The following is a 26,189-nucleotide window of genomic DNA, read 5'->3' as shown; positions in this document are numbered from 1 at the left end:
TTCTTATCTTTTGCATGCCCAATGACACACTGCTGAAAGCTCAAAACATATGTTAGTAGTATTCAGCATGTGGCAAGCAGCACGCAAATATATAACTGAATATCGAGTATTATCCATCTATCTATTGAGAAAACCAGTACGTAATGGCAGAAAACAACGCAGAAGTCACCAAGGTCGCAATTAACGACATCGGCACCGAAGAAGACTTCATCAAGGCAGTCGACTCCACCATCAAGAATTTTGACGATGGTGATTTGGTTGAGGGTACCGTAGTCAAGATTGATCGCGACGAAGTACTGCTTGACATCGGCTATAAGACTGAAGGTGTTATTCCTTCCCGCGAACTTTCTATTAAGAAGGACGTCGATCCAGATGACGTCGTAGAAGTTGGCGATACCGTAGAAGCTCTTGTCATCACTAAGGAAGACAAGGAAGGCCGTCTGATTTTGTCCAAGAAGCGCGCACAGTACGAGCGTGCTTGGGGCGATGTCGAAAAGATCAAGGAAGCCGATGGCGTGGTCGAAGGTACCGTCATCGAAGCAGTCAAGGGTGGCCTTATTGTGGACATCGGTCTGCGTGGCTTCTTGCCAGCATCCCTCGTCGAAATGCGTCGTGTACGCGACCTCGCACCATACATTGGTCAGAAGATTCAGGCCAAGATTCTCGAGCTCGACAAGAACCGCAACAATGTGGTACTTTCCCGTCGCCAGTACCTCGAGGAAACTCAGTCCGAAGTACGCGAGACCTTCCTGTCTCAGCTCAAGAAGGGTCAGATTCGCGAAGGCGTTATCAGCTCTATCGTTAACTTCGGTGCATTCGTTGATCTTGGCGGTGTAGACGGTCTCATTCACGTTTCCGAGCTTTCTTGGAAGCACATCGACCACCCATCAGAGGTAGTCAAGGTTGGCGACAAGGTTACTGTTGAAGTACTTGACGTAGATCTCGATCGCGAGCGTATCTCCCTGTCCCTGAAGGCAACTCAGGAAGATCCATGGCAGCGCTTCGCACGCACCCATGTTCCAGGTCAGATTGTTAAGGGCAAGGTTACCAAGATCGTTCAGTTCGGTGTATTCATCTCCGTTGATGACGGCATCGAAGGCTTGGTACACATCTCCGAGTTGGCAAACCGCCACGTAGAGAACCCAGAAACCGTAGTCAAGCCAGGCGAAGAAGTCTTTGTCAAGGTTATTGACGTAGATCTCGACCGTCGTCGTATCTCCCTGTCCTTGAAGCAGGCAAATGATTCCGTAGATATTGCATCTGAGGACTTCGATCCAGCAATGTACGGCATGCCAGCAGAGTACGATGAGCAGGGTAACTACAAGTACCCAGAAGGCTTCGATCCAGAAACCAACGAATGGATTGAAGGCTTCGAGCAGCAGCGTGAAGAGTGGGAATCCCAGTATGCAGCAGCTCACGATTTGTGGGAGCAGCATAAGGAATTTGTCGCTAAGGAGCTGGAGAATGCTGAAGCATCCGCAGCTGCTGACGGTCAGAATGAAGCTGAAGCACCAGAAGAGAAGCCAGTTGAGGAAACCTCCAACTACTCTTCTGAAGCAAGCAACGAAGGCACTTTGGCTGATTCCGATCAGCTGGCAGCACTTCGTGAGCGTTTGCTCAGCGAGAACAAGTAGTCTAAGCACTACTAGTTCTTGATAACTGCTTACAGGGTCTTTGCTCTATTTGGGCAAAGGCCCTTTTGTATACCTGAAATCGACACACACTTACATAAAAATTTGAAAAGTGCTACCCTGTAGGTGGGAAATGTTTTCAAGCGAATCTATTTTATAACAAAAAGATTAAAAATTTAATTAGTTTGTATCTGATGTCTTGTACATGGATATCGTTTAACGTTGCATTGTCAATGGACTTGCTTCATTATTCATTTCCCGAGAAAATAAACACATTATCTGATACAAGGGGGTATCTATTATGTATAGAATAAAAAGGATAGTGGAGTCATTCTTTGTTTTATTGGCGGCACTTTCATTTTGTGTTTTCTTATTGCCTTCTCAAGCAACTGTAGCGAACGCTGCTGGCATTGAAACAACTAACGATACGTTAGCGATTATACCTGCAAAAGATGGAACGCGTACATTAGACAGCTCAAATGGTGTTGATGTACATGCTCAGCTACTTGATGGGGATAGTTTTGTAATTAAAAACAACGAAGTAACATTGGTTAATGCATCTGGAACAAATGTTGCGAAAATTACTGTCACTCTTCCTGTCGGCAAAAAAGTAGTATTTAACAGTACGACTAGTACTTTGCGTATTGTTAATTCCTCGTCTTTTGGGCTAATGTCGGCGAACGGTTGTACAAACAACAAGTGGGCGCAGTGGTTGGTTAGAGTATCGGGTGATCTATTAGTCTGCACACCTGCTGCTATTGCTGCCACAGGTGTTTCTGCTGGTGTTGCTGAAGCTTTTGTCGCCGCTGGATGTGCAGGTGGTGTCGAAGCTTTAGTGACTTGGATCTCGTGTTAAAAGGAGAAAATAATGATACATGATATAGTAACAATGAACAAAAATCCTGTATCTCACTCCACAATGACCGGACACCAGTTGAGCTTGCTCTTGACGGCAATTTTAGGGATGAATCTTATTATTATGTCTATCAAAGAGTTTGACATAGTAATGTTTGTTGCATCTGTTGCTGTGATTATAGTGTTCTTCTTAATTTTTGAGTTTGCGCTCTACCGTATGAACGTTTCTCAAGAACAGCATAAGAAAAAAACAGGTTGGAAGTTTCTAATTTTCGCTGTTGTGTGTGCAGTAATCCTTGTGGTAGCGGTTGCTTGGATTTACGTTCTATAATCTGATTTATCGGAATGTGGGCATCTAAAGTAAAAAGATGTCCACATTCTCTGGGGTATAAGTCAACGTATGCATCTCGTAATCGAAATGGTATCGAAGTTGATACGGTGAGGGAGTTTACTATGTTACGGGAAGTCTGGAATGCAAATAAGCATTATTACAAGCAATCACATATGACAGGTCATGCATGGGCACTACTAATAACATGTTTAACTGCTGTACCATCATTATGGGTTGCATTTTTTCAAGCAAGTGGTTCAGCGATAATGGCGAGTGTAATTGCACTAATTTTTGTTTTTATGCTCTCTGAGTGGTTCTTTGCGCAAGACTATTTAGACAACAAGCATCGCCATACGAAGCAGTAATGCGGTAGTGCCAACACTTTGCAAACTGATAAATACCGTATGAGTGGATTGTTGACTAGTTCACAAAACATATGTTTTTTCAAGTAATACCAGCATAACCTGCCGGAAACAAGTACACTGGTGCATAGGGGTAAGGGGGAGCTATGTTCACTAGAGCAGGACTTACAGGAGGTATTGCTGCTGGTAAAAGCACCGTCGCTGAACGCTTTGAAGATTTAGGTGCGTATGTAATTGATTACGATAAGCTTGCTCACCAAGCAGTTGCTCCAGGAAGTGTGGGATTACAGGAAGTAGTGCGTACTTTTGGGCGTAAAGCTAGAGCTACAGATGGCACTATGAACCGTCAGTGGATGGCGAAGCATGTGTTCAACGATGATGATGCGCGTGCCAAACTCAACGCCATTATTCATCCCATTGTATTTCGTGAAGCAGGTCGTCTCGAATACATGTGGCTTGCTAAACATCCTGTGCCATTAGGTCGGCGAAATTTGGTAATTCATGACATTCCGCTATTAGTAGAAACTGGACGTGTAGGGTATTTTGATACTGTTATCACTGTGGAAGCGCCAGAAGCGTTGCGCATTAAGCGTATGGTCAAAATGCGAGGTATGAGTAAAAAAGATGCACAAGCGCGTATCAGAGCACAGGCAAGTAGCGATTTGCGACTTGATGTAGCTGATTACGTAATTGACTCCACTAAAGATTTCGAACATATGTACGAAGATATTGATAGACTATATACAATATTGACGCGACCTGTGGTGAAAACGCAATACGGATTTGGTTTGCAACGCCATGAAGCATAACGACAAGTTATGTCAAGCTGGTACATAACCGTTATGGCGCAACAAAAATAGCGCAAGCGGCTATGGAGTAAACCACCGTAATGTTATAACTATAAAAAGGTTATCGAGTTTGGGTATCGTGTTTGTGACTGCGCGTAGCTACTGTGCATTGCAATTGCAACACTCGATATGAGACTTGTGAGTATGGGGCTGCTGGAGGATTATGTCATTACTCAATCAGTCAGGAACGATTGAACGTATAGATAAGCCATTTGTTGTGAAATCACCATATAAGCCATCTGGAGATCAGCCTCAGGCTATTGAGGAATTGGCTACACGCATTGAAAATGGTGAAAATGATGTAGTGTTGATGGGTGCTACAGGTACTGGTAAAACCGCAACAACGGCATGGCTGATTGAGCGATTACAGCGTCCAACCCTGATTTTAGAGCCAAACAAAACGCTGGCTGCACAGCTGTGTGCTGAGTTTCGTGAACTTATGCCAGATAACGCGGTGAGCTACTTCGTGTCGTATTACGACTACTATCAACCAGAGGCGTATATTCCACAGACTGACACGTATATTGAAAAAGATTCAAATATCAATGACGATGTAGAACGATTGCGTCATGCGGCAACTGCGAATCTGCTTACACGTAGAGACTGCGTAGTAGTAGCAACAGTAAGCTGCATTTATGGTTTGGGTACGCCAGAAGAGTATGTCGGCAGAATGTTGCTGCTCAAAGAAGGTCAGGTAGTAGATCGCGATGAGCTGCTACGTACTTTTGTCAGTATGCAGTATAAGCGCAACGATATTGCTTTTACCCGCGGCACGTTTAGAGTGCGTGGCGACACTATTGAAATTATTCCTGTATACGAGGAATTAGCAGTACGCATAGAGATGTTTGGTGATGAAATTGACCGTATCAGCACCCTACACCCGCTTACTGGAGATGAAATCGAACATGTTGAGCAAATTCACATTTTCCCAGCATCGCACTATGTTGCAGGTCCTGAGCGCATGGCAAAAGCGCTTGACGGCATCCGCACTGAACTTGATTGGCGTGTAAAAGAATTCAAAAAACAGGGTAAGGAGCTTGAAGCGCAGCGCCTTATGCAACGTACTACCTACGATTTGGAAATGCTAGAGCAGGTTGGCGTGTGCGCTGGCGTAGAGAATTATTCGCGACATTTAGATGGCAGAGGTCCTGGTACGCCACCGCATACGTTGCTTGACTTTTTCCCTGATGATTTCCTATTAGTTATTGATGAGTCGCATGTTACTGTGCCACAAATTGGTGCAATGTATGAAGGTGATGCTTCACGAAAGCGCACTCTGGTAGAACATGGTTTCCGTTTGCCAAGTGCTATGGATAATAGGCCTTTGAAGTGGGATGAATTCCTAGATCGTATTGGGCAAACTGTGTATCTTTCAGCTACTCCTGGCGATTATGAGGTGGGGCTGTCTGATGGTGTGGTCGAGCAGATTATTCGACCAACTGGCTTGCTTGACCCGAAAATTGAAGTACGTCCTGTGGAAGGGCAGATTGATGATTTACTGGCAGAAATTAAAGATCGTGTAGCTAAACATGAACGTACTTTAGTGACAACGCTTACTAAGAAAATGGCAGAGGATTTGACCGAGTATCTGCTTGAACGAGATATTAAGGTCGAATACTTGCATTCTGATGTTGATACCTTGCGTCGTGTGGAATTACTACGTGAACTTCGTGAGGGTAAAATTGACGTTATTGTTGGCATTAACTTGCTTCGCGAGGGTCTTGATTTACCAGAGGTATCGCTCGTCGCTATTCTTGATGCCGATAAAGAAGGTTTTTTGCGTTCGTATCGTTCGCTGATTCAGACTATTGGTCGAGCAGCACGAAATGTTTCCGGCACAGTGCTGATGTATGCCGATCACTACACCGATGCAATGCGTAAAGCTATTGATGAGACTAACCGTCGTCGTGAGAAGCAGATGGCATTCAACAAAGAGCATGGTATTGATCCTAAGCCGCTGATGAAGCGTATTAGTGATGTTAATGACATGTTGGCTAAAGAGGATGTGGATACGCAGGAACTGCTTGCTGGTGGTTATCGCAACGCTGGTAAGGCGGGGAACTCGCATATGGGTATTCCTGGTCTTGATGCTGATTCGGCTCAAGAGCGACATCGCAGAATAGAAGAGTCTGGACTTCCTGCACAAGATCTTGCTGACTTGATTCGCAAACTTTCTGAGCAAATGCATACTGCTGCAGAACAGTTGCAATTTGAGCTTGCAGCACGATTGCGTGATGAAATTGCTGATTTGAAAAAGGAATTGCGCCAAATGACTCAAGCACAGCAATAATCAGCAATAATTAAGTACTGAGTTTGTAATTTGTATATTTGTAACTTGTATAACTTGGTTGAGGTGGCTTAGGCAGACTAGGTATTGCATGGGTCACCTCCACACGATAGAGTGGGAAACATGGCAGAAACACCCCTATGGTTTATGATCGCGACATTCGCGGTGCTCGCTGTATTCTTTGTTGTTGATTTGCTGATTATCGGCAGACGTCCTCATGTTCCTTCCACGAAAGAGTGCGTAACACATATTGCCTTTTTTGTGGTGATGGCACTAATTTTTGGCGCTTTAGTCTGGATAGTCGCAGGAGCAAAGCCGGCTATTGAGTTTTACTCAGGCTGGCTGACAGAGTACTCATTGAGCATCGATAATTTATTTGTATTCGTTATTATTATGGCGAATTTTGCTGTGCCTAAGCAGTTGCAGAAGTTTGTGCTGTCTGTTGGTATTGCTATTGCGCTAGTGTTGCGTGGTATTTTCATTCTGCTTGGGTCGGCGATTATTACTCGCTTTACTTGGGTATTTTTCATCTTTGGTGCTTTTCTACTCTATACCGCAATTAAGTTGGTTAAAGGAGAAGACGATGATGATGAATATAAGGAAAATGCGCTGATTCGTACGTTGCGCAAAGTAATCCGCCTCAGTGATGAGTTTGACGGTGAGCGCTTACGCACGAAGAAAAATGGCATAACATATTGGACGCCAATGCTTGTAGTGTTGCTCGCTATTGGTACTACCGATGTGATGTTCGCTTTTGACTCGATTCCTGCAATTTTTGGGTTAACCAAAGACCCGTTTATTGTGTTTACTTCTAATGTGTTTGCGCTACTTGGATTACAGCAACTGTATTTCTTGCTTGGTGCATTGTTGGATAAGCTCGTGTATTTGCCGCTCGGTTTAGCGGTAGTTCTTGGGTTTATTGGTGTAAAGCTGATTATGGAAGCATTGCATGCCAACACGTTGCCATTTATTAACGGTGGTCAGCCTATTCACGCGGTTCCAGAAATACCTACATGGCTTTCACTAGTTGTCATTATTGTTTCTATTGGCACTGCTGCACTGGCAAGCGTGTTAAAAATGCGTAAACTTGAACGCAAAGCATAGGCTTAGCGCTGCAATGTGGCTTAGTGCTGTACATGATAAGCGTGTAGGTTAATAGTTACTTAGTGTGCCCTCGATGAGGGCGCCATGTGTATGAGCAATATATGCTTTAATACTGGCATGTTGGTATGTATACTATATTTCATGCTTTTTTATACACATCATTGTGCTCATGTAATAGGGCAGTGAATAGGTTGTAAAATGGTGTGTTCACGTCTTGAACGTTCGCTAGACTAGATGTCGGCAATCGTGAGAACTCCGGAGAGTTCTCAATTCAATATGAAGGATAGGCATATGCGTAAAGCCAAGATCGTTGATACTATTGGACCAGCAACCGAATCGCTGGAGAACCTCACTAAGATCGTTGAAGCTGGCATGGATGTTGCTCGCTTGAACCGTTCTCATGGTACTCCAGAAGATCACTTGCGCGTATACAACAATGTTCGTGAAGCTGGTAAGGCAACCGGTCGCAACGTTGCAGTCTTGGTTGATTTGCAGGGACCAAAGATTCGCTGTGGCTGGTTCAAGAAGAACGCTGACGGCGAAGATAAAGTACAGCTGACTGCAGGTCAAGAGTTCATTATTACTACAGACGATATCGAAGGTGACGAGCACATCACCTCCACCACGTTCAAGGGTCTGCCAGGCGACTGCCATCCAGGAGATCCAATCCTGATCGATGACGGTAAGGTACGTCTTGAAGTCACTAAGGTTGAAGGCAATAACGTACACACTAAGGTTATTGTTGCCGGCCCAGTTTCCAGCCACAAGGGCATTAACTTGCCAGGTGTTGCTGTGAGCCTGCCAGCGTTGACCGAGAAGGATGAAGAGGATCTTCGCTGGGCAATTCGCACCGGTGCAGATATTATTGCAATGTCCTTCGTGCGTTTTGCAACTGATATTGACCGCGCTCATGAAATTATGGACGAAGAAGGTCGTCGTATCCCAATCGTCGCCAAGATTGAGAAGCCACAGGCTGTAGAGAATCTTGAGGACATCGTTAAGGCATTCGACGGCATTATGGTTGCCCGTGGTGATATGGCCGTTGAGATGCCATTTGAAGAGGTGCCACTGGTTACTAAGCGCTGCATTTCTTTGGCTCGCCGTTACGCTCGCCCAGTCATCGTGGCAACCGAGGTTCTCGGCTCCATGGTTCATTCCCCAGTACCAAGCCGTGCAGAGGCTTCTGACTGCGCTAATGCTGTGCTTGACGGCGCTGATGCAACTATGACATCTAACGAGACTGCTGTTGGTGAATATCCAACCGAGTCCGTGAACACTATGGCACGTATTTCCGGCTATGCTACCGAGCATGGTTTGGCAAGCATTCCTTCTTTGGACAATCTGGATATGTCAAAGTCTGGTGCTGTTTCCAGTGCTGCTGTTGACTTGGCTGAGAAGATTGATGCTAAGGCAATTGTTGCCTTCACTCAGACTGGCGATACTGTACATCGTGTATCTCGCGAACGTCCAGCTGCTCCAATCTACGGTTTGACTACCGATGAGCACACCTACCACTGGTTGGCTTTGAGCTGGGGTACTGAGGCATTCTTGCTGGACGAGGATTACCATCAGTTGAACCGCAAGCAGATTATGGAGCTCACCGACGCTACATTGAAGGCTGCTGGCAAGGTTGAAGATGGCGATCATGTTGTAGTACTCACATGCTCTCAGGGCGATTTGGAACCAGGTAGCACTGATTCCATCTATGTACACACGGTTGGTACCACTCGCTAAGAGTTAGGATTAGACGGCGTACAAGCTGTTGAACGCGAATAAGGGTCAAGGTTTTCCTTGACCCTTTTAATTAATATATGGCGTGGTATATAGGAAGAAAATGATGCGGTCTAATATACGCGCCGAATGGAGCGTATATACTCATGATTATGAGCGATACTCTGGCTTCCAGATGGTGCTCTCAAGCGCTGCATCAATGGCATTGTCGGTTGGCTCTATGTTTACGCCGCTGAGATGTTGAGCGATAACATTACGTATCACTGCACGGGCAATAGTGCGTGAGAACGTAGTTAACTTCGATACTGGAGGCAGTACAGCAGCACCAGGTAAAGTTGGATCTACAATACCGCCTAGTGCATGGCTGGCAGCTGAGAGTGTATCGCGATTGACGAGTTTCGCATGTGATGCAAGAAGCCCTAGCCCAAGACCTGGGTACATCAGTGCATTATTGGCTTGCCCAATGGTATAAGTTATGCCGTTATACTCCACAGGATCAGCAGGAATGCCAGTAGCAACTAGTGCTCGACCATAAGTCCATTCAATTAAATCCTCAGCTGTTGCTTCTGCAAGTTGTGTTGGATTCGATAATGGAAAAATAATAGGACGTGCAGTATGCGCTGCCATGTCCTGTACAATTGCCTTGGTAAAGGTATGTGGCTGGGTAGATGTGCCAATCAAAATGGTTGGGCGTACAGTTGCTACTGCCGCAGCAAGCGTGGTGAGTGCTTCAGAGTGCGTAAATTCGCTACGCTGGCGTGTGAACTGTCGTTGCGCTGGAGTAAGCCCAGGCGTGTCATCAAAGAGTAGACCTTGCTTATCAACAAGATAAAACCGTGAGCGAGCCTCTTGTGGTTCTAATCCCTGTCGCACCATCTCTTCATAAATCATAGCAGCAATACCACATCCTGCAGTACCTGCACCAAAACTCATCACGCGCTGATCGGTCAGTTGCTCTTTGGAAATATTCAAAGCCCCAAGAATGCCAGCAAGGGTGACAATGCCAGTACCTTGAATATCATCATTAAAAGTCGGGATTGACTGTGCATACTTATTCAAAATATTAGCAGCATTTTCTCGCCCAAAATCCTCCCAATGCAGCAACATATCAGGAAATATGCTGCGTGCAGCCGTAACAAACTGATCAACGAATTCCATATACCTTATGCCGCTAATACGCGGGTGGCGATTCCCTAAATATCGTGGGTTGTTAAGCAGCATGTGATTGTTAGTTCCAACATCAAGACTAACCGGTAAGACTTCTTCTGGATTAATACCAGCTGCAGCTGTATATACCATAAGCTTGCCGATAGCAATATCTACGCCGTTGACACCCCAATCGCCAATGCCTAGTATTCCTTCAGCATCGGTGACAACAATAAGACGAATATGCCGCCCGCCAGCAGCATGTTCGAGAGATGAACTGATTGCCTCAGGATGGTCTATAGATATAAATGCTGCCCCTTGAGGGCGTGTAAACAGATTGTGATATTGCTCAATTGACTGGGCGATCACAGGATCATAGACTATCGGAAGCATTTCTACAATGTGTGAATCAATAAGTTTATAGAATAACGTTCTGTTTGTGTTAAAGATATTCATTAAGAATAATCGCTGTTCAAGTCCCTTTGGCTTTTGCTGATATTGTGCGTAAGCTTGGTCGACTTGCTCTTCTAAAGTTTGCACTGCTGAAGGGAGCAGTCCGGTCAATCCCAGATCCTCGCGCTCTTGCTCAGTAAATGCGGTGCCTTTATTTAAAAATGGATTATTAAGTATTGCAAACCCCTTCATGGTTTCCCCTAACTGTTGACGTTTAATTATGTTCTTTGTGGTGTACTGGCATAGTTGTAACGTGAAGTGCTACGCTTGTGCTGTATGACTGCAGTATCTCGGTTAAGTATATTTATAGTCAATATTGCGCGTGTCAATAAAAATTCTTTATTAATACTATGGTAGGAAAAACTTGGTAAATGGAAAGAAGTGCGAATGCGTACTCAAGATATGCAATATTTTACGATGCTGTGCAAATTGCGTAGTTTCTCTCGCGCTGCACAATACTTTCATGTTACTCAGCCGACAATCTCATATGCGATACGTCGTCTGGAAGAAGAATGCGGCGCATCATTACTAATCCGTGAACATACGCAACAGCAAGTGAAGATCACATCTGCAGGGGAGATTGTACAACGTGCGTGTATGAATATGCTTTATGACTATCAGCAAATGCTCTCCCAAGTTGAGCGTTTTAAGCAGCAACGTATTACCTTTGGATTGCCCCCAATTTTAGGAAACGCGTATTTTATGCAGTTAATACGATCGGTACGACAGCAGGGCTTGCTTGAGCATATTGATTTCGTGAGTGCAGGTTCGAAGGAGATTTTGCAGCAACTTCATGATGGGAAGTTGGATCTCGCGCTAATTGGGTCAATACAGCCGTTGGATGAGTTGCTAGATGAGGGGACATTGCATGTAGTGCAAGTGGGGAAACGACCGTTTTGTATTGTGGTTGCTACTGATGATCCCCTTGCTACTCACTCTGAGGTGAGTATACAAGAGTGTGCGGATCGTAGTTTTATACTGTTAGATGAGCATTATGTGCATGAGTCTGCTTTTCGATTGTTGATGCAGCATGTGCAGCTTGGAGCACATGTTGAGATATATCAGTCTGATGTGCAGATTGTGTTATCGATGATTCGGGAAGGATTAGGAATCGGATTCTTGGCTGATATTGCTCTGAAACAAGCAGAGGGACTTGTGGCATTGCCAATAGCGGGTGCATATCAACCAGAATTTATTGTTTCTGTAGCGAGTACACGACCATTGGAGCAGATTGCTGAAGGTAGGTTTTTGTCGTTCGCACATGAACTGCAAACCGCTTTTCAATAAAGTAGTTTTGTTGTTCCATATGTCATTGCTTTATTGAGAATACGGGACATAAGAGTGGCATATTGGGTATTTATACAGCATTATATAAATTAAAAAAAACGAATATCAAGACCGAAAAATCAAAGCTGAGATTCTAATTCACGCACCCCGTGAGGGGTGCGACGGAAGCAAAAGCATAACCAACGGGGTTACTGCTTTATTTCAATTCACGCACCCCGTGAGGGGTGCGACCAGCAAGACGCTGCTCAACAAAACTCACACCAAATATTTCAATTCACGCACCCCGTGAGGGGTGCGACACGTGTTTAGTTGCCAGATGTACTGTGAGAATGATTTCAATTCACGCACCCCGTGAGGGGTGCGACGTTGATGATATTGACGAGTTTATCGACACGTTCCACATTTCAATTCACGCACCCCGTGAGGGGTGCGACACAAACAAAAAACTGTGCAACAATAGACGGATGATTTCAATTCACGCACCCCGTGAGGGGTGCGACAGCACATTATGAACTTTCTCACCGCACAAGACGTATTTCAATTCACGCACCCCGTGAGGGGTGCGACCTACGCCTGTTTGGTATTCGTGGACACGGTGTTTTGATTTCAATTCACGCACCCCGTGAGGGGTGCGACCTTAACGCCCATGCAGTTTTTAACGCTCTGACAAGTATTTCAATTCACGCACCCCGTGAGGGGTGCGACTGATAAGATCCGTAAGCACCTGAATCATGCAATCATTTCAATTCACGCACCCCGTGAGGGGTGCGACCGCGATAATGGACAATTATGCCCACTATCCAATCATTATTATGGCATATAAGGTACATGCAAAGATGGTTTTTTACTTCACACGCTATGAGGCTGTTTAATATCTCTTTGTAATTATCAGATTTTCAACAGTGTTTTGGATAACTACTCTTATCGTACCGCAGATAAGTTGGAAACTGTGGTGCGAACATGCCGTAGAGAAGTGTGTGCTTAAGGTTCGCGTAGCCGTACATTGGATAACAAGCTTCTTATATACAATGGGTATTGTAGCAAGGGTTGCAAGCTTTTCGAAGAGGAAAGACTAGTGCTACTACTGAAGTTCTACGTACCGTGCTAAGGCGCGATGGCGGTTACAACACATAAAGTGATGATGATAATGTTCAATGATGATAAAGCATTGTATTGGTAGACAAACTCTGCATGGTATTGTGCAATGAAGCAAGTATTCTCAACGCCAGGGTTCGAAGATTCCTACATAGTAGACTATGAACTCACTGACGAGGCACCAGAAGAAGCACGCAAATCATTCTATCAACAAAAAGGGTGAGGAAAATGGTATTGCAGTACTGTGATGAACCATTAGTGAATACTATGGCTGATATATTGTTTGGCAACAGTTATGATGGGTCAGCAAAGCTTGTTTTTGAGCATGTTCAATATGGAGAATTTGACTCTGCTGTTAGTCTTTTTACCGGAAAAGTAGAGAAACATAATATTACTGTTCCGCGTAAGGTTTATGGCGAGTTATTGAGCTGTTACTCTCTTGATCCACAGGATCTGAACTATAGTCCAGACATGTATGCTGATGTGAAAGCTATTGAAGAAGCTGGATTAGTTGAGGATTAAGCATGAAGCGGGATATGGATTGAGTCCGCACTATTTTATTGGAAGCAAGCGCATCTCAAGAGATGCTTGATGCCTCTTATTTCGTTAATGACCAGTATTCGCTAGAAATGGTTGGATACCATGATCCAGATCGTGCAGGAAGCTGAGCTTATTGATGCAACAGTAGTTCGCGCGTTTGGAGGGCAAATCGTTTCCGCGACAGTGAAGCACCTCACGCGGGATAGATTTGTTGTTGCCGAGTTTGCATGAAAATCTCATAAGAATAAGATGGTGTGTGTGCGAATGTCACCCGTGTATCTGACCGTGTTACAAGTGTCAATCTCCACACACCGTCTGTTTCAAAATTTTGTCACAAAGGTTTAAATTCCTCATTCCGCCTATAACCCCATTCTCGACTATTCAGGGAAAATGCTACGAAATCAAAAATGAACCTCTAGACCGAGAACCAGATAAGGGCTCAAAATCTAGAGGCTCTATTCAGAATATAACATTTTTGGGCGGTGTAGTCAAGTAGTTAACGACGCTCGACTGTAACTCGAGTTTCATTCGGAGTACTGGGTTCGAATCGGTGTCTGGCGGTTCTTCGCATTTTGTGGTGTTTGGAGTGAGTGTTTGTGGCAAAACTGGCTACTTTGGAATATCAGATGTTTCAAACCGTACAGAAGAACAGGGTGAAATGGCTGGTTTGCAATAGCTGCTATTGCAAACAGTGCACTACCCAAAACCGCTATTCCCAATAGCAACCGATAGCAAGCAATACAACCACCCTCACATCCCAAGAGGACAATCCAAAGAACCACTAAAAATCGTTGAAAGTAAACGAAAAACCGCTTATCGCAAGTCTTTGCAATAAGCGGCTCATTAGTGCCCCGGGTGGGACTCGAACCCACACTGTACAGATTTTGAGGCTGTCTCCTCTACCAATTGGGATACCAGGGCAACACCTCGATGAACTATACACGCACATGCTGGTAAACGCAACATTGAAGCTCTTCGGCGTGTCGTATTATGTTATCAATGTACAAACACGTATAAAAAAACACGTACGTGCTTACAATATACACCCATAGAAACGCCTATTCTAAAGGGATTTAGCACTTATACTTACTCATTACAAACCATCAAAACAACCCAGTCAACCTACCGATGCACAGCACGATAGAGCGCTCGTGAAATCCTAAACGCCCCATAACTTACTGCTGCAAGAACACTAGCACTTATTGCACTTAATGTAGCAAACACAGAAGGGCGACGTAATTCATCGCGTAGGGAAGCTCCATCAGTTACCACATGGTCTTCTACAAATACGCGCAACTCATTGCTGCTTCGACCGCCTACTAATTCGCCCCAATTCAGCATTCGTGTACGGTATTTCATTGGATCGGACTCATGAAACTCAAATAGGCGAACACCGCGCAGCTTAGTTTTTGGTCCATACGATGTAAAACCACATGTTGGCGCATACCCCAAATCCATGTCATGAACATGGCCAACGAACGCATTTTTATGATCATGTCCGCAATACAAAGCAAAATAGCCGCCAGCTTGACGCATTCGCTCCACTTGACCAGCATTAGTATCCGCGCACCCAATCGACTCGCCAAGCATGCCTCCCGGGTAGCACACATCAGGGTTTAATACGAAGCATCGCCCTGAAAAAGCACGAGCGCCTTCCACAGCGTGCGGCGTATATGCTGGCACTTCTTTCAAGCAATCATAAAATTCTTGTGGTGCAATATGCTGGAATGCAATAGAGGGGACTGGCTTGTTATCTCCATTCATCTGTTGCAGAGTATGTTGAACTGATTCTAGCCAATTAAGGGCTTGTTCAGAAGGTAACCCATAGCCATCTGAATCTGCTAAATCAAGCCCGCGCGCGTTTACCATATAGGCTGCTTGTTCGCTTGCAGATGTTGATCCAGTGCGAGCATGAGCCATATCATTATCAGAGTTGCTGCTAGTTGTATCATCAGCATCCTGCTGTATATCATCCGCATAATCACCCGAATTAACCATCATAATGGACATCGCAATGCGCGTACCGTCTTGCGTATAAATCGGAAGCGCAAATGTACCAGGTTCAGGAGCCAAAGCATTCTCGTCACTTGCTTTAGGGTTCAAGCACCCTGCAAACTCACGATATATATCGTCTTGTTCGTCTACCAGAATGCCGCACTGAAAATCATGATTGCCGTAAGTCGCTGCAAAGGGAACATTAGCCGCGACCATAGGGGCAAGAAAACCTTGGAAACATTGTCGAACTTTTGCTCTTGCATCATCAAGCAACTGCTCTTTTGTAGTATCGCGATGTTGTTCACTAGCATCAAGCATACGTTGTTCAACATCATCAAGTTGTTGGTGCATGGTATCTAACCGTGACACAGTTTCAGGCTTAGCATGTATCAATCGCAACAGTTGTGCTATTCGGTTATGTGCAGCTTGATGGAGGCGTTCGTTCTTCTCCCTAAAAGCAGATTCAAATTTGGTAACTACGCGCACCCTATCGCCAATTTTTTCGCCACGTCGTCGCAAAAATGTACGCATCCAAGCTGGATCATATCCGCGTATTTGATCCCCGGTTAATACCACCAAATCAGGGTCTGCTTGTTCAATCGCAGCTTCCAGTAAGCGAATAGTATCAGGGCTTACATCCGGTCCGTCTTGAATATCGGCCATTTGCAGTACTCTAAAACTTCCGTCGCTCCTGAAATGCAATGGTTGCTCAGCATGCGAAGGCGCATATGAAGAAGCCTGCGATGAAGCTTGTAGTGGAGCATACGAAGAAGTATTGCTTAGTGATTGCATTTGCGTACCCATAGTTCTACTGTAGTCATTTGCAAGAATGAGAGCAAGTGTTTAACTGTTCACTATCCTCTGTTTTGCGTTGGATCGCGTTGTAACAGCAGGAATATCAATGCCAAAACGAGCAGAATACCAATAGAAAGCACGCCGAGTGAAGCATTGCCAGTAATAGAAGTAATAGCAGCAACGAGTAGCGTACCCAAAACGGAAGCAGTACGTCCAAAAATATCATAGAAACCGTAGTATTCATTAGCTCGCTCTTTTGGAATCAGCTTGCCATAATATGAGCGACTTAATGCTTGAATACCGCCCATAAATAAGCCAACAAGTACTGCCAGAATCCAAAATTCCACTGCAGAATCCATCAATAGCGCGGCAAACATGACAATTCCTACATATGCGGCAACAGAAATTGTAATCATACGTTTCGCGCCGATTCGATTCGCTAACGCACCATACGCAATCGCTGAAGGGAATGCTACAAATTGTGTTACTAACAGCGCGACAACCATCATATTGGCATTAAGTCCAAGTTGCGCGCCGTAGGAGGTAGACATGCTAATAACCGTATTTACAGCGTCAATATAGAAAAAGTAAGCAATCATATACAGCAGTAAATTTCGGTTATGTGCGATAGTACGCATCGTGGTACCAAGTTCACTGAACGTACCACGCAGTGCTTCGCGCATTCGTGATGCTGGCAGGCGATAATGGTGTTGGACAAAACTACGTACTAAAGGAATAGTAAAGAGCAGCCACCATAGTGCTGTAATTGCAAAACTACATTGAATACCAAAAGTTTGTGAAAACCCGAAATATCGCGGACCTGCCAAAATAATGCCGAGACAGAGTATGAATGGCAGCGTAGAGCCGACGTATCCGATAGCGTATCCGTATGCGGAAATCTTATCCATGCGTTGCTCACCGGTAGTATCAATAAGCATGGAATCATAGAATGTCATCGATGCATTCAATCCAGTACGCGCTATGATATACAGGATTAAAAATGCTAGCCAATGCATAGGCAGTGCCATTGCGGCGCACGCAAGAATAGCAGTTCCAGTAAAACCAATAAAGAACTTGATTTTCATGCCCTCAATATCGGCAAGAGAACCCAGGATGGGCATAAGAATTGCAGCAATTAATGCGGCAATAGTTTGTGCATATCCCCATGTTGAAACAATATTGGTTTCTCCAGCAGCTTTAAGCAAGCCATTAACATAAATTGGGGCAACTGAAGTCGTTAATAATACGAATGCCGAATTGCCCATATCGTAGAGCATCCAGCGCTTTTCACGAGGGGATAAGGGAGCGGAAGGCTTATTAGGTAATTCGTCAAGTGGGCGCGGTGTAGATGGCTGTGTTGCTGATGCTGCCGGCGCTGCGCGGTGGATGCTTGACATAGGCACTCCTTACGTACGTTATGCATATCCTATCGGTTTACTGTGGACGATGAGGTTGCAATAACAAAATATGAATGAATATGCGCATATAATGGTGTACACGCCATGACCTGCTAGACGCAGGGTGTAGGATACTGGTACACTCAAAGATGAACTTTAACGCAGCATGTACGATATGAAGTACAGTTAAAGCAAACGTAGCTGAGTAATGGATTACAGGCGTAAGTCGGGGGCGTTTTGCAGTGTTTGCAGAATGAGCCTCGTATAGAGCAACGACGGAAGGGGCATAATGGGCCAGCAACGAAATCAAGAAGAAACAACTTCGCAAGGTCGTACAGTTGTAGTTGCTGAAGATGAAGCACTCATTCGTCTTGACATTGTAGAGTCTCTACGTGCAGCTGGATACGATGTTGTGGGAGAGGCAGCAAGCGGACAAGAAGCTGTTGATCTTGTCCGTGATCAAGAACCAGATGTAGTGGTTATGGATGTGAAAATGCCGGGTAAGGATGGCATTACTGCAGCTCAGGAGATTGCTGATGAAAACCTTGCTCCTGTGGTGATGCTGACTGCATTTTCACAGCAGTCCTTGGTTGAGAAGGCAGCAGATGCAGGTGCTATGGCGTATGTAGTAAAGCCATTCGTGCCAGAAAAACTGTTCCCAGCTATCGAAGTGGCAATTAGTCGTTTTGATCAGATGAATGCACTGCGCGATGAAGTTTCTGACATGAAAGCGCGTTTTGAAGCACGTAAGCGTGTCGATCGTGCTAAGGGATTGCTGATGGAAAATATGGGATTAAGCGAGTCTGAGGCATTCCGTTGGATTCAAAAAACTTCAATGGATAGGCGACTAACTATGCAGGAAGTGGCTGATGCTGTTATTGCTCAGGTGCAGTAGCAGTTTGATTGTACTCAACCGCAGTTTTTGCAGTATTTATTGCAGATGCAGTATCTATTGCAGATAATGTAGCTTATCTAAGGCGTGCATGTCACGCCTTTTCTTGTAATATTGACAGGGTATAAACAGCCGGTATTGCACGAAACTGCATAACAACCGCATAATTACGCATAACATATAAGTGTAAGCAGCACATAGGTAGCACAAAAACATAGACAGCACGTAGACAACACTGCAGTAAGTTGAACAGGGTATTATGACACAAGATCGTTTACTCATTATTGATGGTCATTCGTTAGCATTCCGAGCATATTTCGCTTTGGATGCCTCACATTTTTCTACAAAAAGTGGCTTGTCTACCAACGCCATCTGGGGATTTGCCAACATGCTTACTACTGTAGTTAATGATGAGCACCCCACGCATATTGCCGTCGCTTTTGATGTAAAGGGCGGTACTTTCCGCAACGAAATGCTGCCCCAGTACAAGGGCACCAGAGATGCTGCGCCAGAGGATTTATTGCCGCAGTTCCCTTATATTCAACAGCTTCTTAAGGCGTTGGGCATTACGTATATTGAAAAGCCCGGGTATGAAGGCGATGACATTATTGGCACGCTCGCCACAATGGGCTCTCAAGCAGGTATGGATACTTTAGTGCTTTCAGGAGATAGGGATGCCTTCCAGCTTATTGACGAACACGTCACTGTACTGTATCCAGGGCATCATTTTAGAGATCTGAAACATATGGATGAGCAGGCTGTGCTGGATAAGTACAAAGTAACTCCAGCACAGTACCCTGATTTGGCTGCATTACGAGGAGAAACTGCGGATAATATTCCGGGAGTGCCTGGAGTAGGCGATGGGTTTGCAGCAAAGTGGATTGCACAATTCGGCTCTCTTGAAGGCATTCTAGAACATAGCGATGAAATAACAGGTAAAAAAGGTGAAGCACTGCGCGAGCATATTGACCAAGTACGCCTCAATCGCAAAGTAAATGCACTTGTGCGCGATATTGATTTAGGCATTAGTCTAGATGAATTGTATTGCAAAGGCAGTCATTTAGGTGAGCTTGACAGTATTTTGCATACACTAGAATTTGGTACTCGTACACGCGCAAAATTATTGCGAGCGTTCCCTGCAGATCCCAATGATACTGCTGATAACTCAAGCAATAGCAGCAACTCTAGCGATGTTTCGGAGGAAACACTCGACCCATCAGCAACAGCGCAACAATCCGAACTGGATCCAAGACATGTGGTAAGCGTTAATGTGCTTGACCAACAGCAAGTCAGCGAACTAGTACGCGCTGAAGTCCAACAAGTATCGTGCGATTCATGGGTTGAAGAGCATTTTGCCTCATTGAGGCAGACACAGCATAATGATGAATCATATGCTTTGCCTGAGCGACTTGATCAAGCGTCAGAAATCGATAGCCATGATCAGAGCCACCTATCACATGAACAGCATTTTGATCCAACAAAGGTATGGGTGCTCTGGGCAACTGGCTCTCTTACCCATGCACAGGGTGCGCTAGAAACGCTTACCATTCTTGCTCCTGACCGCCATGCGCTGGTACTTAATGCGGGTCAAGCTCAAAGCCATGCAACAGCTGTGGCACGCCTTTTGCATGATTTTGGACATACCTGTGCTACATATGATGCCAAGTCGCAAATGCATATCCTGCGTGCTCTCAACTCAGAAGCATTAGTACAAGCGTATCAGCCTGCATATGATATTGACCTTGCACAATACGTGGTCGATTCACAATTCCACGCTAAAGACCTCACTGAGCTTATAGAGCACACATTTGAAGGCATTGAACTTGAAGAGACACAACAGTCACAGGAGGTGCAGGGCGCGTTTAATTTCGATGATATTGACAACCCGCAGCTTCTTACGAATACGTTTGATCCAACGCCATGTGCGCGTCAAGCGGCTACAATCGCCTCAGTTGCTCAAGTACTGATTCCAAAAGCTATTGAAACGCACCAGCTCGAATTGATGCAAGGTATCGAATTGCCAGTTTCCAGAGTATTGGAACGCATGGAACATGTTGGTGCGGCTGTTGATGAGCAGCGTTTGGACTCAATGTTAGAGCGTTTCAGCAGCGAAGTGGAACTAGCGCAGCAGCAGGCATATGACGCTGCGGGGAAGACCATGAACCTGCAAAGCCCTAAACAACTGCAATCAGTGCTCTTTGACGATATGGGACTTGTAGGTGTGCGCAAAACTAAATCTGGTGGGTATTCTACAGACGCACAAACTTTACAAGAGCTTGCCACACGATATGTGCATGATGAGCGTGCTAGCAGTTTTCTTGTAGCATTACTACGCCACCGAGAAATGAATAAACTCAAGCAAATTGTGCAAAGCTTAATCGATGAGATTGACGCGCATGACCATCGTATTCATACAACTTTTGAACAGACGGTAGCTGCAACAGGACGCCTCAGTTCAACCGCGCCAAATTTGCAAAATATTCCAAATAGGAATATGACTGGACGTGAAATTCGCAGTGCATTTGTGCCAGGTGATGGCTTTGTGTCCCTCATGAGCTGTGATTATTCACAAGTGGAATTACGTATTATGGCACACGCTTCAGGCGACGAGTCTTTGATTGAAGCTTTCCGATCTGGTACTGATTTCCACCGGTATGTAGCCTCTTTAGTGTATGGAGTCTCTCCAGAGGATATTAGTGCCGATCAGCGCTCGCATGTAAAAGCTATGAGCTACGGCTTGGCATACGGGTTGAGTACTTATGGCTTAGCGCAGCAATTGCAGGTTTCTCCGGCAGAAGCAGATGTGCTAAAAAATCGGTATTTTGCGACATTTGGTAAAGTGCACGACTATCTTGAGCGCCTTGTTGCAGAAGCCAAAACACTTGGGTATACGCAGACTATGTTCGGTAGGAGACGGTATTTCCCAGGTCTGCACTCCACTAACCGTCGAGTGCGTGATGCTGCTGAACGCGCGGCATTAAATGCCCCTATTCAGGGTACTGCGGCTGACATTATGAAAATTGCTATGATTCGGGCGGATCAAGCATTACAAGAGATGGGTGCTCGTTCTCGAGTTATTTTGCAGATTCACGATGAATTAGTAGTAGAACTTGCTGCTGGAGAAGAAGCCCAAGTGGAAGCAGCGGTGCGTGATGCTATGGAACATGCAGTATCGCTTGATGTTCCTCTTGATGTTTCTACTGGTGTTGGTGCTGACTGGCAGCTAGCAGCACACTAATTGGCAACAAACCATTACCAATAAGGAGCGGGTATGGCTGGTATAGCACTATATCAACTTTGTGAACTCTTGGATGAGCTCTATCCTTTGTCGTTAGCTGAGTCATGGGACGAGCCGGGGCTTATTATTGGCGATGTCTGTGGGGAAGTACAATCCATACTGTATGCGGTCGATCCTACTCCAGCAGTAATTGATGAGGCTATTGATGGCGGGTTTGATGTGTTAATTACGCATCACCCACTGTATTTTAGAGCAGTGCATCAGGTCAGTGGCTACTCACATCGTGGTGATATGGTGCGCAAACTCACACAAGCTGGTTGTGCATTATGGGTAGGGCATACCAATATTGATAGTGCATACCGCGGTACTGCACATGCCTTTGCTGATCAGTTGCAATTACAGCATATGAGACCACTGGTATCTGCCGGTCGCACTGATGATGCGGGACACGAACTTGGTATTGGTCGAGTAGGCGAATTAGCGCAAGAATGCAGTTTCCAAGAGTTAGTGGAGCGTGTAGCACGCATACTACCTCGAACTACGCTCGGTATTACTGCTGCCGGTGACCCACAGGCACAGGTGCGTACTATTGCAACATTACCTGGTTCTGGTGATTCTTGTTTTGATGAAGTACGTGACAGCGGTGCAGACGTGTATATTACCAGTGATTTGCGCCATCATCCTGCTCTTGATACTCGTTTACAGGCAGAATATGAGGCACAATTGACTCGTATGGGTGCCTTGCCTGCAAAAGAGCGTGATATGCATGCTGAACTTGCCAGACCAATGCTAATCAATACACCACATAGTGCTATTGAGCGCAGTGCGTTTACTTATGTGCCTGATGATGTTGCGCGACTAGTTGAAGGCCGTTGGGGAGTGCGTTTGCGCAGTGTGGTTTCGCAAATAGTCACTGATCCATGGAATATTCGAATCTAGCGAAAGTCAAGAATACATACCATACGAGATAGCAAATGGGGAGTAGCTGTTGAACTACTCCCCATATGTATACTACTCAAAACACAAATACATACTGTGTAGTATGAGCACTACTCAATCTTATGCAACGGTATTGCCGTAGGTATCCTTACCAGCCTGAGCAATAGCGTCAGACTTACGAGCAATAGCAAGCTCTTCGTTAGTAGGAATAACAGCAATAGTTACCTTGCTATCTGGGGTAGAAATAATACGTGGTTCCTTAGAACGTACAGCATTCTTCTCCAAATCGAGCTTAACACCAAATGGTGCTAGTTTCTCGCAGACGAGCTTACGTACGATATCGTCGTTTTCGCCAACGCCTGCAGTAAAGGTAATAACGTCTACGCCACCCATTTGAGCAGTGTAGTTGCCGATATATCCAACAATACGGTGTACATATACTTCGAGAGCGAGCTTGGCATCTTCATTGCCTTCTTCCACCAAGCGGTGAACCTCACGCAAATCGCCAAAGCCAGTCATACCGGTCATACCAGAACGCTTGTTGAAGAGAGTATCCAATTCATCCACGTTCATATGAGCGTTACGAATCAGGTGGAATACGACAGCTGGATCAATATCACCAGTACGACCACCCATTACCAGACCTTCAAGTGGGGTTAGACCCATAGAAGTCTCTACTGGACGACCAGAAATCTGAGCGGAAGCAGAAGCGCCATTGCCAATATGCAAAACAATTTGCTTCAAACCTTCTGCTGGCTTACCAACAACTTCTGGTACTACAGAACCAATAAACTCGTGGCTGGTACCGTGTGCACCGTAACGGCGAATATGATACTGCTCAGCAATCTCCTTATTCAAAGCATACGTGCTTGCAGCCTTTGGCAGCTGGAAGAAGAAGGAGCTATCAAATACGAATACCTGAGGAATATCAGGCATCAATGAACGCATAACCTCTGCGCCTAAAGCTTCTGGACCATTGTGCAATGGTGCAAGAACAGCCAAGTCCTTAACCTGAGCAATAGTCTCGTCGGTAACGAGCGCTGGCTCTGGGAAGATGGATCCACCCTGAACTACGCGGTGACCGACAGCAACAATACCTGCCTCAGCCAAGGAAGGTCCGAACTCATCAAAGAATCCGAGCACACGCTTAAGACCGACTTCGTGGTCTGGGATTGGCTCTTCAAGCTCGTGCTTTTCACCATTATATTCGTGCTTATAGTGACCGTCGATTGGCTCGCCGATCTTTTCTACGAGACCGGATGCGAGACCTTCGCCAGATTCCAAGTCAACCAGCTGATACTTGATGGAGCTGGAACCAGAATTGATTACAAGGACGGTTTTGGCCATAGTGGCTTCCTCCATTAATGTGTTGTCCCCAATGGGTTACCTATTCGAGAATACTCGTTGGTTAATACAAACCGCATATACTTATCAGGCGGTGACAGCAGTAAGAGCGACAGTGTTAATAATGTCTTCTACTAAAGCACCACGTGACAAGTCATTAACTGGCTTGTTTAAGCCTTGCAATACAGGACCAATGGCAAGAGCACCAGAGGAGCGCTGTACAGCCTTGTATGCAATATTTCCAGCACACAAATCTGGGAATACAAATACATTGACATGTCCTGCAACATCATTGCCCTTAGCCTTAGTAGCGGCAACAACAGGAGACCATGCAGCATCAAACTGGATAGAGCCAACAACTTTGAGCTCAGGATCCTTTTGCTTAACAATAGCTGTGGCTTCTTCCACCAAGTCGACATCAGATCCCTTGCCGGAACCTAGGGTTGAGTAGGAAAGCATACCAACATGAGGCTCAATGCCGAAAGCACGTGCAGTTTCAGCAGATTGCAAAGCAATATCAGCAAGCTGTTCAGCATTTGGATTGAGATTAATGGCGCAGTCAGCAAAAATAGCGACATGATCCTTGAAACACATTAAGAATGCACCAGAAACAAGGGAAGCGCCTGGCTTTGTCTTAATAACTTGCAACGCAGGACGCACAGTATTAGCGGTGGAATTAATGGATCCAGATACCAAACCATCAGCTTTGCCAAGTACTACCAGCATAGTGCCAAAATAGCTAGGATCTGCAAGCTGCTTACGTGCTTGTTCAGGAGTCATACCCTTCTTTGCACGTAATTCACAGAGCTTGTCAACCATTGGTGCAAGTACAGTCTCATCATCCATTGCTTGGAATTGAGCCTTGTCTAAGGACTGCAATCCAAGTTCCTGACCGCGAGCAAGGATAGCATCCTTATTGCCAACGATAATCAAATCAACGATATCGCGCTCAAGCAAATAATCAGCTGCCTTGATAATGCGATCCTCTTCGCCTTCTGGCAGCACAATGGTCTTACGGGAGGCTTTTGCCTTAGCCAACAAATCAGCCTGGAAGGCATAAGGGGTGGTTGGTTGAGCAAACTCTGATTCAAGTGCAGCAATAAGCTCTTGAGCTGGAATATGTGCAGCAATCTCATCGTAGGTAGCTTCTGCTTGCTTTTGTGTTTCGCAATCGTATGGAGGAATCGTCCAAACTGGAAGCTCGAATTCATCAAGAGTAGCCTTTTGCTCTACAGCACGTTCATCATCACATCCGGTGATAACTACACCAGCTACATGCTGACCTGCATCTTCTACAGTGCTCTTGAGCAGCGCTACAGTTTCGCGCAGTTGCTTGGCGTTACGATGACGTGTGCATACAGCAAGCAATACTGGAGTTTTCAGATCAGCCGCCACCTGAGCATTGAAGGTAAAGCTTTGTGGGTCAAAGACTGCTGACTTATCAGTACCCACTACAACCATATATTGAGGTTGCTGCTGTTCGATAACAGTGCCATAGGTGCGCACAATATCTCCGCGGGCGCCTTCTTTGTCATCACGTACATTGCATGGGCATACGGCAACAGCGCTCTCACGTGATTGCTGTACGCCGGCAGCATTAAGCAATACTTGAGTAAATGATTCATGCTTGCATGCCGCTGGGCGGAATACGGATGTTGTTCCGCGCTGTGCGAATGCACGTACTACAGCATATGCAACTAGATTACGACCGTTTGCAGCTTCAGGGCTGGCAATGTACACGCTGGTAAAACTCACAGCATAACTCCTTTGTTTCTCCATGATGTGCTTCTGTGCACATACCATAAGTATGGTAAGCCGTGTTCTTGACTGTACTTGCTCTAGTAACGGAGTCAAAGAAGATGACGCGCATAAAATGTGATGTAATTTACATTTTATGATGATGTTGCCAAAAGTTGGTT

General features: G+C 45.3%; 18 protein-coding genes, 1 tRNA gene and 1 CRISPR repeat array. Of the genes, 13 read left to right on the top strand and 6 right to left on the bottom strand.

Features of this window, described 5'->3' with window-relative positions:
* The first annotated feature begins 143 nt into the window (after positions 1-143).
* The 8 genes from rpsA (at position 144) to pyk (ending at position 9,152) form a co-directional block, all read left to right on the top strand.
* Positions 144-1,634: a 30S ribosomal protein S1 gene (gene rpsA / locus IEU85_RS03515; RefSeq protein ID WP_188354818.1), complete on the top strand. Its 1,491-nt coding sequence runs from the start codon at positions 144-146 to the stop codon at positions 1,632-1,634.
* Positions 1,635-1,953: 319 nt separating this feature from the next.
* The gene (locus IEU85_RS03510; protein WP_188354817.1) at positions 1,954-2,487 is read left to right on the top strand and encodes a hypothetical protein; all 534 of its coding nucleotides are present in this window, start codon (positions 1,954-1,956) and stop codon (positions 2,485-2,487) included.
* Positions 2,488-2,499: 12 nt separating this feature from the next.
* The gene (locus IEU85_RS03505; protein ID WP_188354816.1) at positions 2,500-2,817 is read left to right on the top strand and encodes a hypothetical protein; all 318 of its coding nucleotides are present in this window, start codon (positions 2,500-2,502) and stop codon (positions 2,815-2,817) included.
* 122 nt (positions 2,818-2,939) lie between these two features.
* Positions 2,940-3,182: a hypothetical protein gene (locus IEU85_RS03500; protein WP_188354815.1), complete on the top strand. Its 243-nt coding sequence runs from the start codon at positions 2,940-2,942 to the stop codon at positions 3,180-3,182.
* A gap of 143 nt (positions 3,183-3,325) precedes the next feature.
* The gene (gene coaE / locus IEU85_RS03495) at positions 3,326-3,988 is read left to right on the top strand and encodes a dephospho-CoA kinase (protein WP_188354814.1); all 663 of its coding nucleotides are present in this window, start codon (positions 3,326-3,328) and stop codon (positions 3,986-3,988) included.
* 202 nt (positions 3,989-4,190) lie between these two features.
* Positions 4,191-6,317, top strand: coding sequence for an excinuclease ABC subunit UvrB (uvrB, locus tag IEU85_RS03490; protein ID WP_188354813.1), 2,127 nt, complete (start codon positions 4,191-4,193; stop codon positions 6,315-6,317).
* 120 nt (positions 6,318-6,437) lie between these two features.
* Positions 6,438-7,418 (top strand): TerC family protein, encoded by a 981-nt coding sequence (locus tag IEU85_RS03485; protein ID WP_188354812.1) that lies wholly within the window; start codon positions 6,438-6,440, stop codon positions 7,416-7,418.
* Positions 7,419-7,709: 291 nt separating this feature from the next.
* Positions 7,710-9,152 carry a pyruvate kinase gene (gene pyk, locus IEU85_RS03480; RefSeq protein WP_188354811.1) on the top strand — a complete coding sequence of 481 codons (1,443 nt, stop codon included), beginning with the start codon at positions 7,710-7,712 and terminating at the stop codon, positions 9,150-9,152.
* Positions 9,153-9,299: 147 nt separating this feature from the next.
* On the opposite strand, the gene IEU85_RS03475 is transcribed toward pyk, so the two are convergent.
* Positions 9,300-10,967 (bottom strand): malolactic enzyme, encoded by a 1,668-nt coding sequence (locus IEU85_RS03475; RefSeq protein WP_268234207.1) that lies wholly within the window; start codon positions 10,965-10,967, stop codon positions 9,300-9,302.
* 168 nt (positions 10,968-11,135) lie between these two features.
* On the opposite strand from IEU85_RS03475, the gene IEU85_RS03470 reads away from it, so the two are divergent.
* Together IEU85_RS03470 and IEU85_RS03465 are read left to right on the top strand one after the other, a co-directional pair.
* A complete protein-coding gene (locus IEU85_RS03470; RefSeq protein WP_188354809.1) occupies positions 11,136-12,035 on the top strand; it encodes a LysR family transcriptional regulator in 900 nt (299 codons plus the stop codon).
* A gap of 130 nt (positions 12,036-12,165) precedes the next feature.
* A CRISPR array of direct repeats spans positions 12,166-12,807; the repeat unit is 33 nt; unit sequence ATTTCAATTCACGCACCCCGTGAGGGGTGCGAC.
* A 551-nt stretch (positions 12,808-13,358) separates the two neighbouring features.
* Positions 13,359-13,652: a hypothetical protein gene (locus IEU85_RS03465; RefSeq protein WP_188354808.1), complete on the top strand. Its 294-nt coding sequence runs from the start codon at positions 13,359-13,361 to the stop codon at positions 13,650-13,652.
* Positions 13,653-14,517: 865 nt separating this feature from the next.
* Here IEU85_RS03465 and IEU85_RS03460 read toward each other — a convergent pair.
* The 3 genes from IEU85_RS03460 to IEU85_RS03450 form a co-directional block, all read right to left on the bottom strand.
* Positions 14,518-14,591 (bottom strand) — tRNA-Leu (locus IEU85_RS03460).
* Between the two features lie 201 nt (positions 14,592-14,792).
* The gene (locus tag IEU85_RS03455; RefSeq protein ID WP_188355006.1) at positions 14,793-16,328 is read right to left on the bottom strand and encodes a metallophosphoesterase family protein; all 1,536 of its coding nucleotides are present in this window, start codon (positions 16,326-16,328) and stop codon (positions 14,793-14,795) included.
* A 191-nt stretch (positions 16,329-16,519) separates the two neighbouring features.
* On the bottom strand, positions 16,520-17,737 hold the full coding sequence (locus IEU85_RS03450) for an MFS transporter (RefSeq protein WP_229714746.1): 1,218 nt from the start codon (positions 17,735-17,737) through the stop codon (positions 16,520-16,522).
* 409 nt (positions 17,738-18,146) lie between these two features.
* Here IEU85_RS03450 and IEU85_RS03445 point away from each other — a divergent pair, with 409 nt between their 5' ends.
* From IEU85_RS03445 to IEU85_RS03435, 3 genes are all read left to right on the top strand, one after another.
* Positions 18,147-18,752, top strand: coding sequence for an ANTAR domain-containing response regulator (locus IEU85_RS03445; protein ID WP_188354806.1), 606 nt, complete (start codon positions 18,147-18,149; stop codon positions 18,750-18,752).
* Positions 18,753-19,008: 256 nt separating this feature from the next.
* Complete coding sequence (gene polA / locus IEU85_RS03440) at positions 19,009-21,987, top strand: DNA polymerase I (protein ID WP_188354805.1); 2,979 nt, start codon at positions 19,009-19,011, stop codon at positions 21,985-21,987.
* 33 nt (positions 21,988-22,020) lie between these two features.
* The gene (locus IEU85_RS03435; protein ID WP_188354804.1) at positions 22,021-22,926 is read left to right on the top strand and encodes a Nif3-like dinuclear metal center hexameric protein; all 906 of its coding nucleotides are present in this window, start codon (positions 22,021-22,023) and stop codon (positions 22,924-22,926) included.
* A 120-nt stretch (positions 22,927-23,046) separates the two neighbouring features.
* On the opposite strand, the gene IEU85_RS03430 is transcribed toward IEU85_RS03435, so the two are convergent.
* Positions 23,047-24,273, bottom strand: a complete 1,227-nt coding sequence (locus tag IEU85_RS03430) for an acetate/propionate family kinase (protein WP_188354803.1) — start codon at positions 24,271-24,273, stop codon at positions 23,047-23,049.
* Positions 24,274-24,357: 84 nt separating this feature from the next.
* Positions 24,358-26,025 carry a phosphate acetyltransferase gene (pta, locus tag IEU85_RS03425; RefSeq protein ID WP_188354802.1) on the bottom strand — a complete coding sequence of 556 codons (1,668 nt, stop codon included), beginning with the start codon at positions 26,023-26,025 and terminating at the stop codon, positions 24,358-24,360.
* Positions 26,026-26,189: the final 164 nt, after the last annotated feature.

This window comes from Galliscardovia ingluviei (assembly GCF_014635685.1).
Taxonomy (GTDB): domain Bacteria; phylum Actinomycetota; class Actinomycetes; order Actinomycetales; family Bifidobacteriaceae; genus Galliscardovia; species Galliscardovia ingluviei.
Note: the sequence above shows the minus strand (reverse complement) of the source record. Positions and strands in the feature narration are given on the sequence as shown.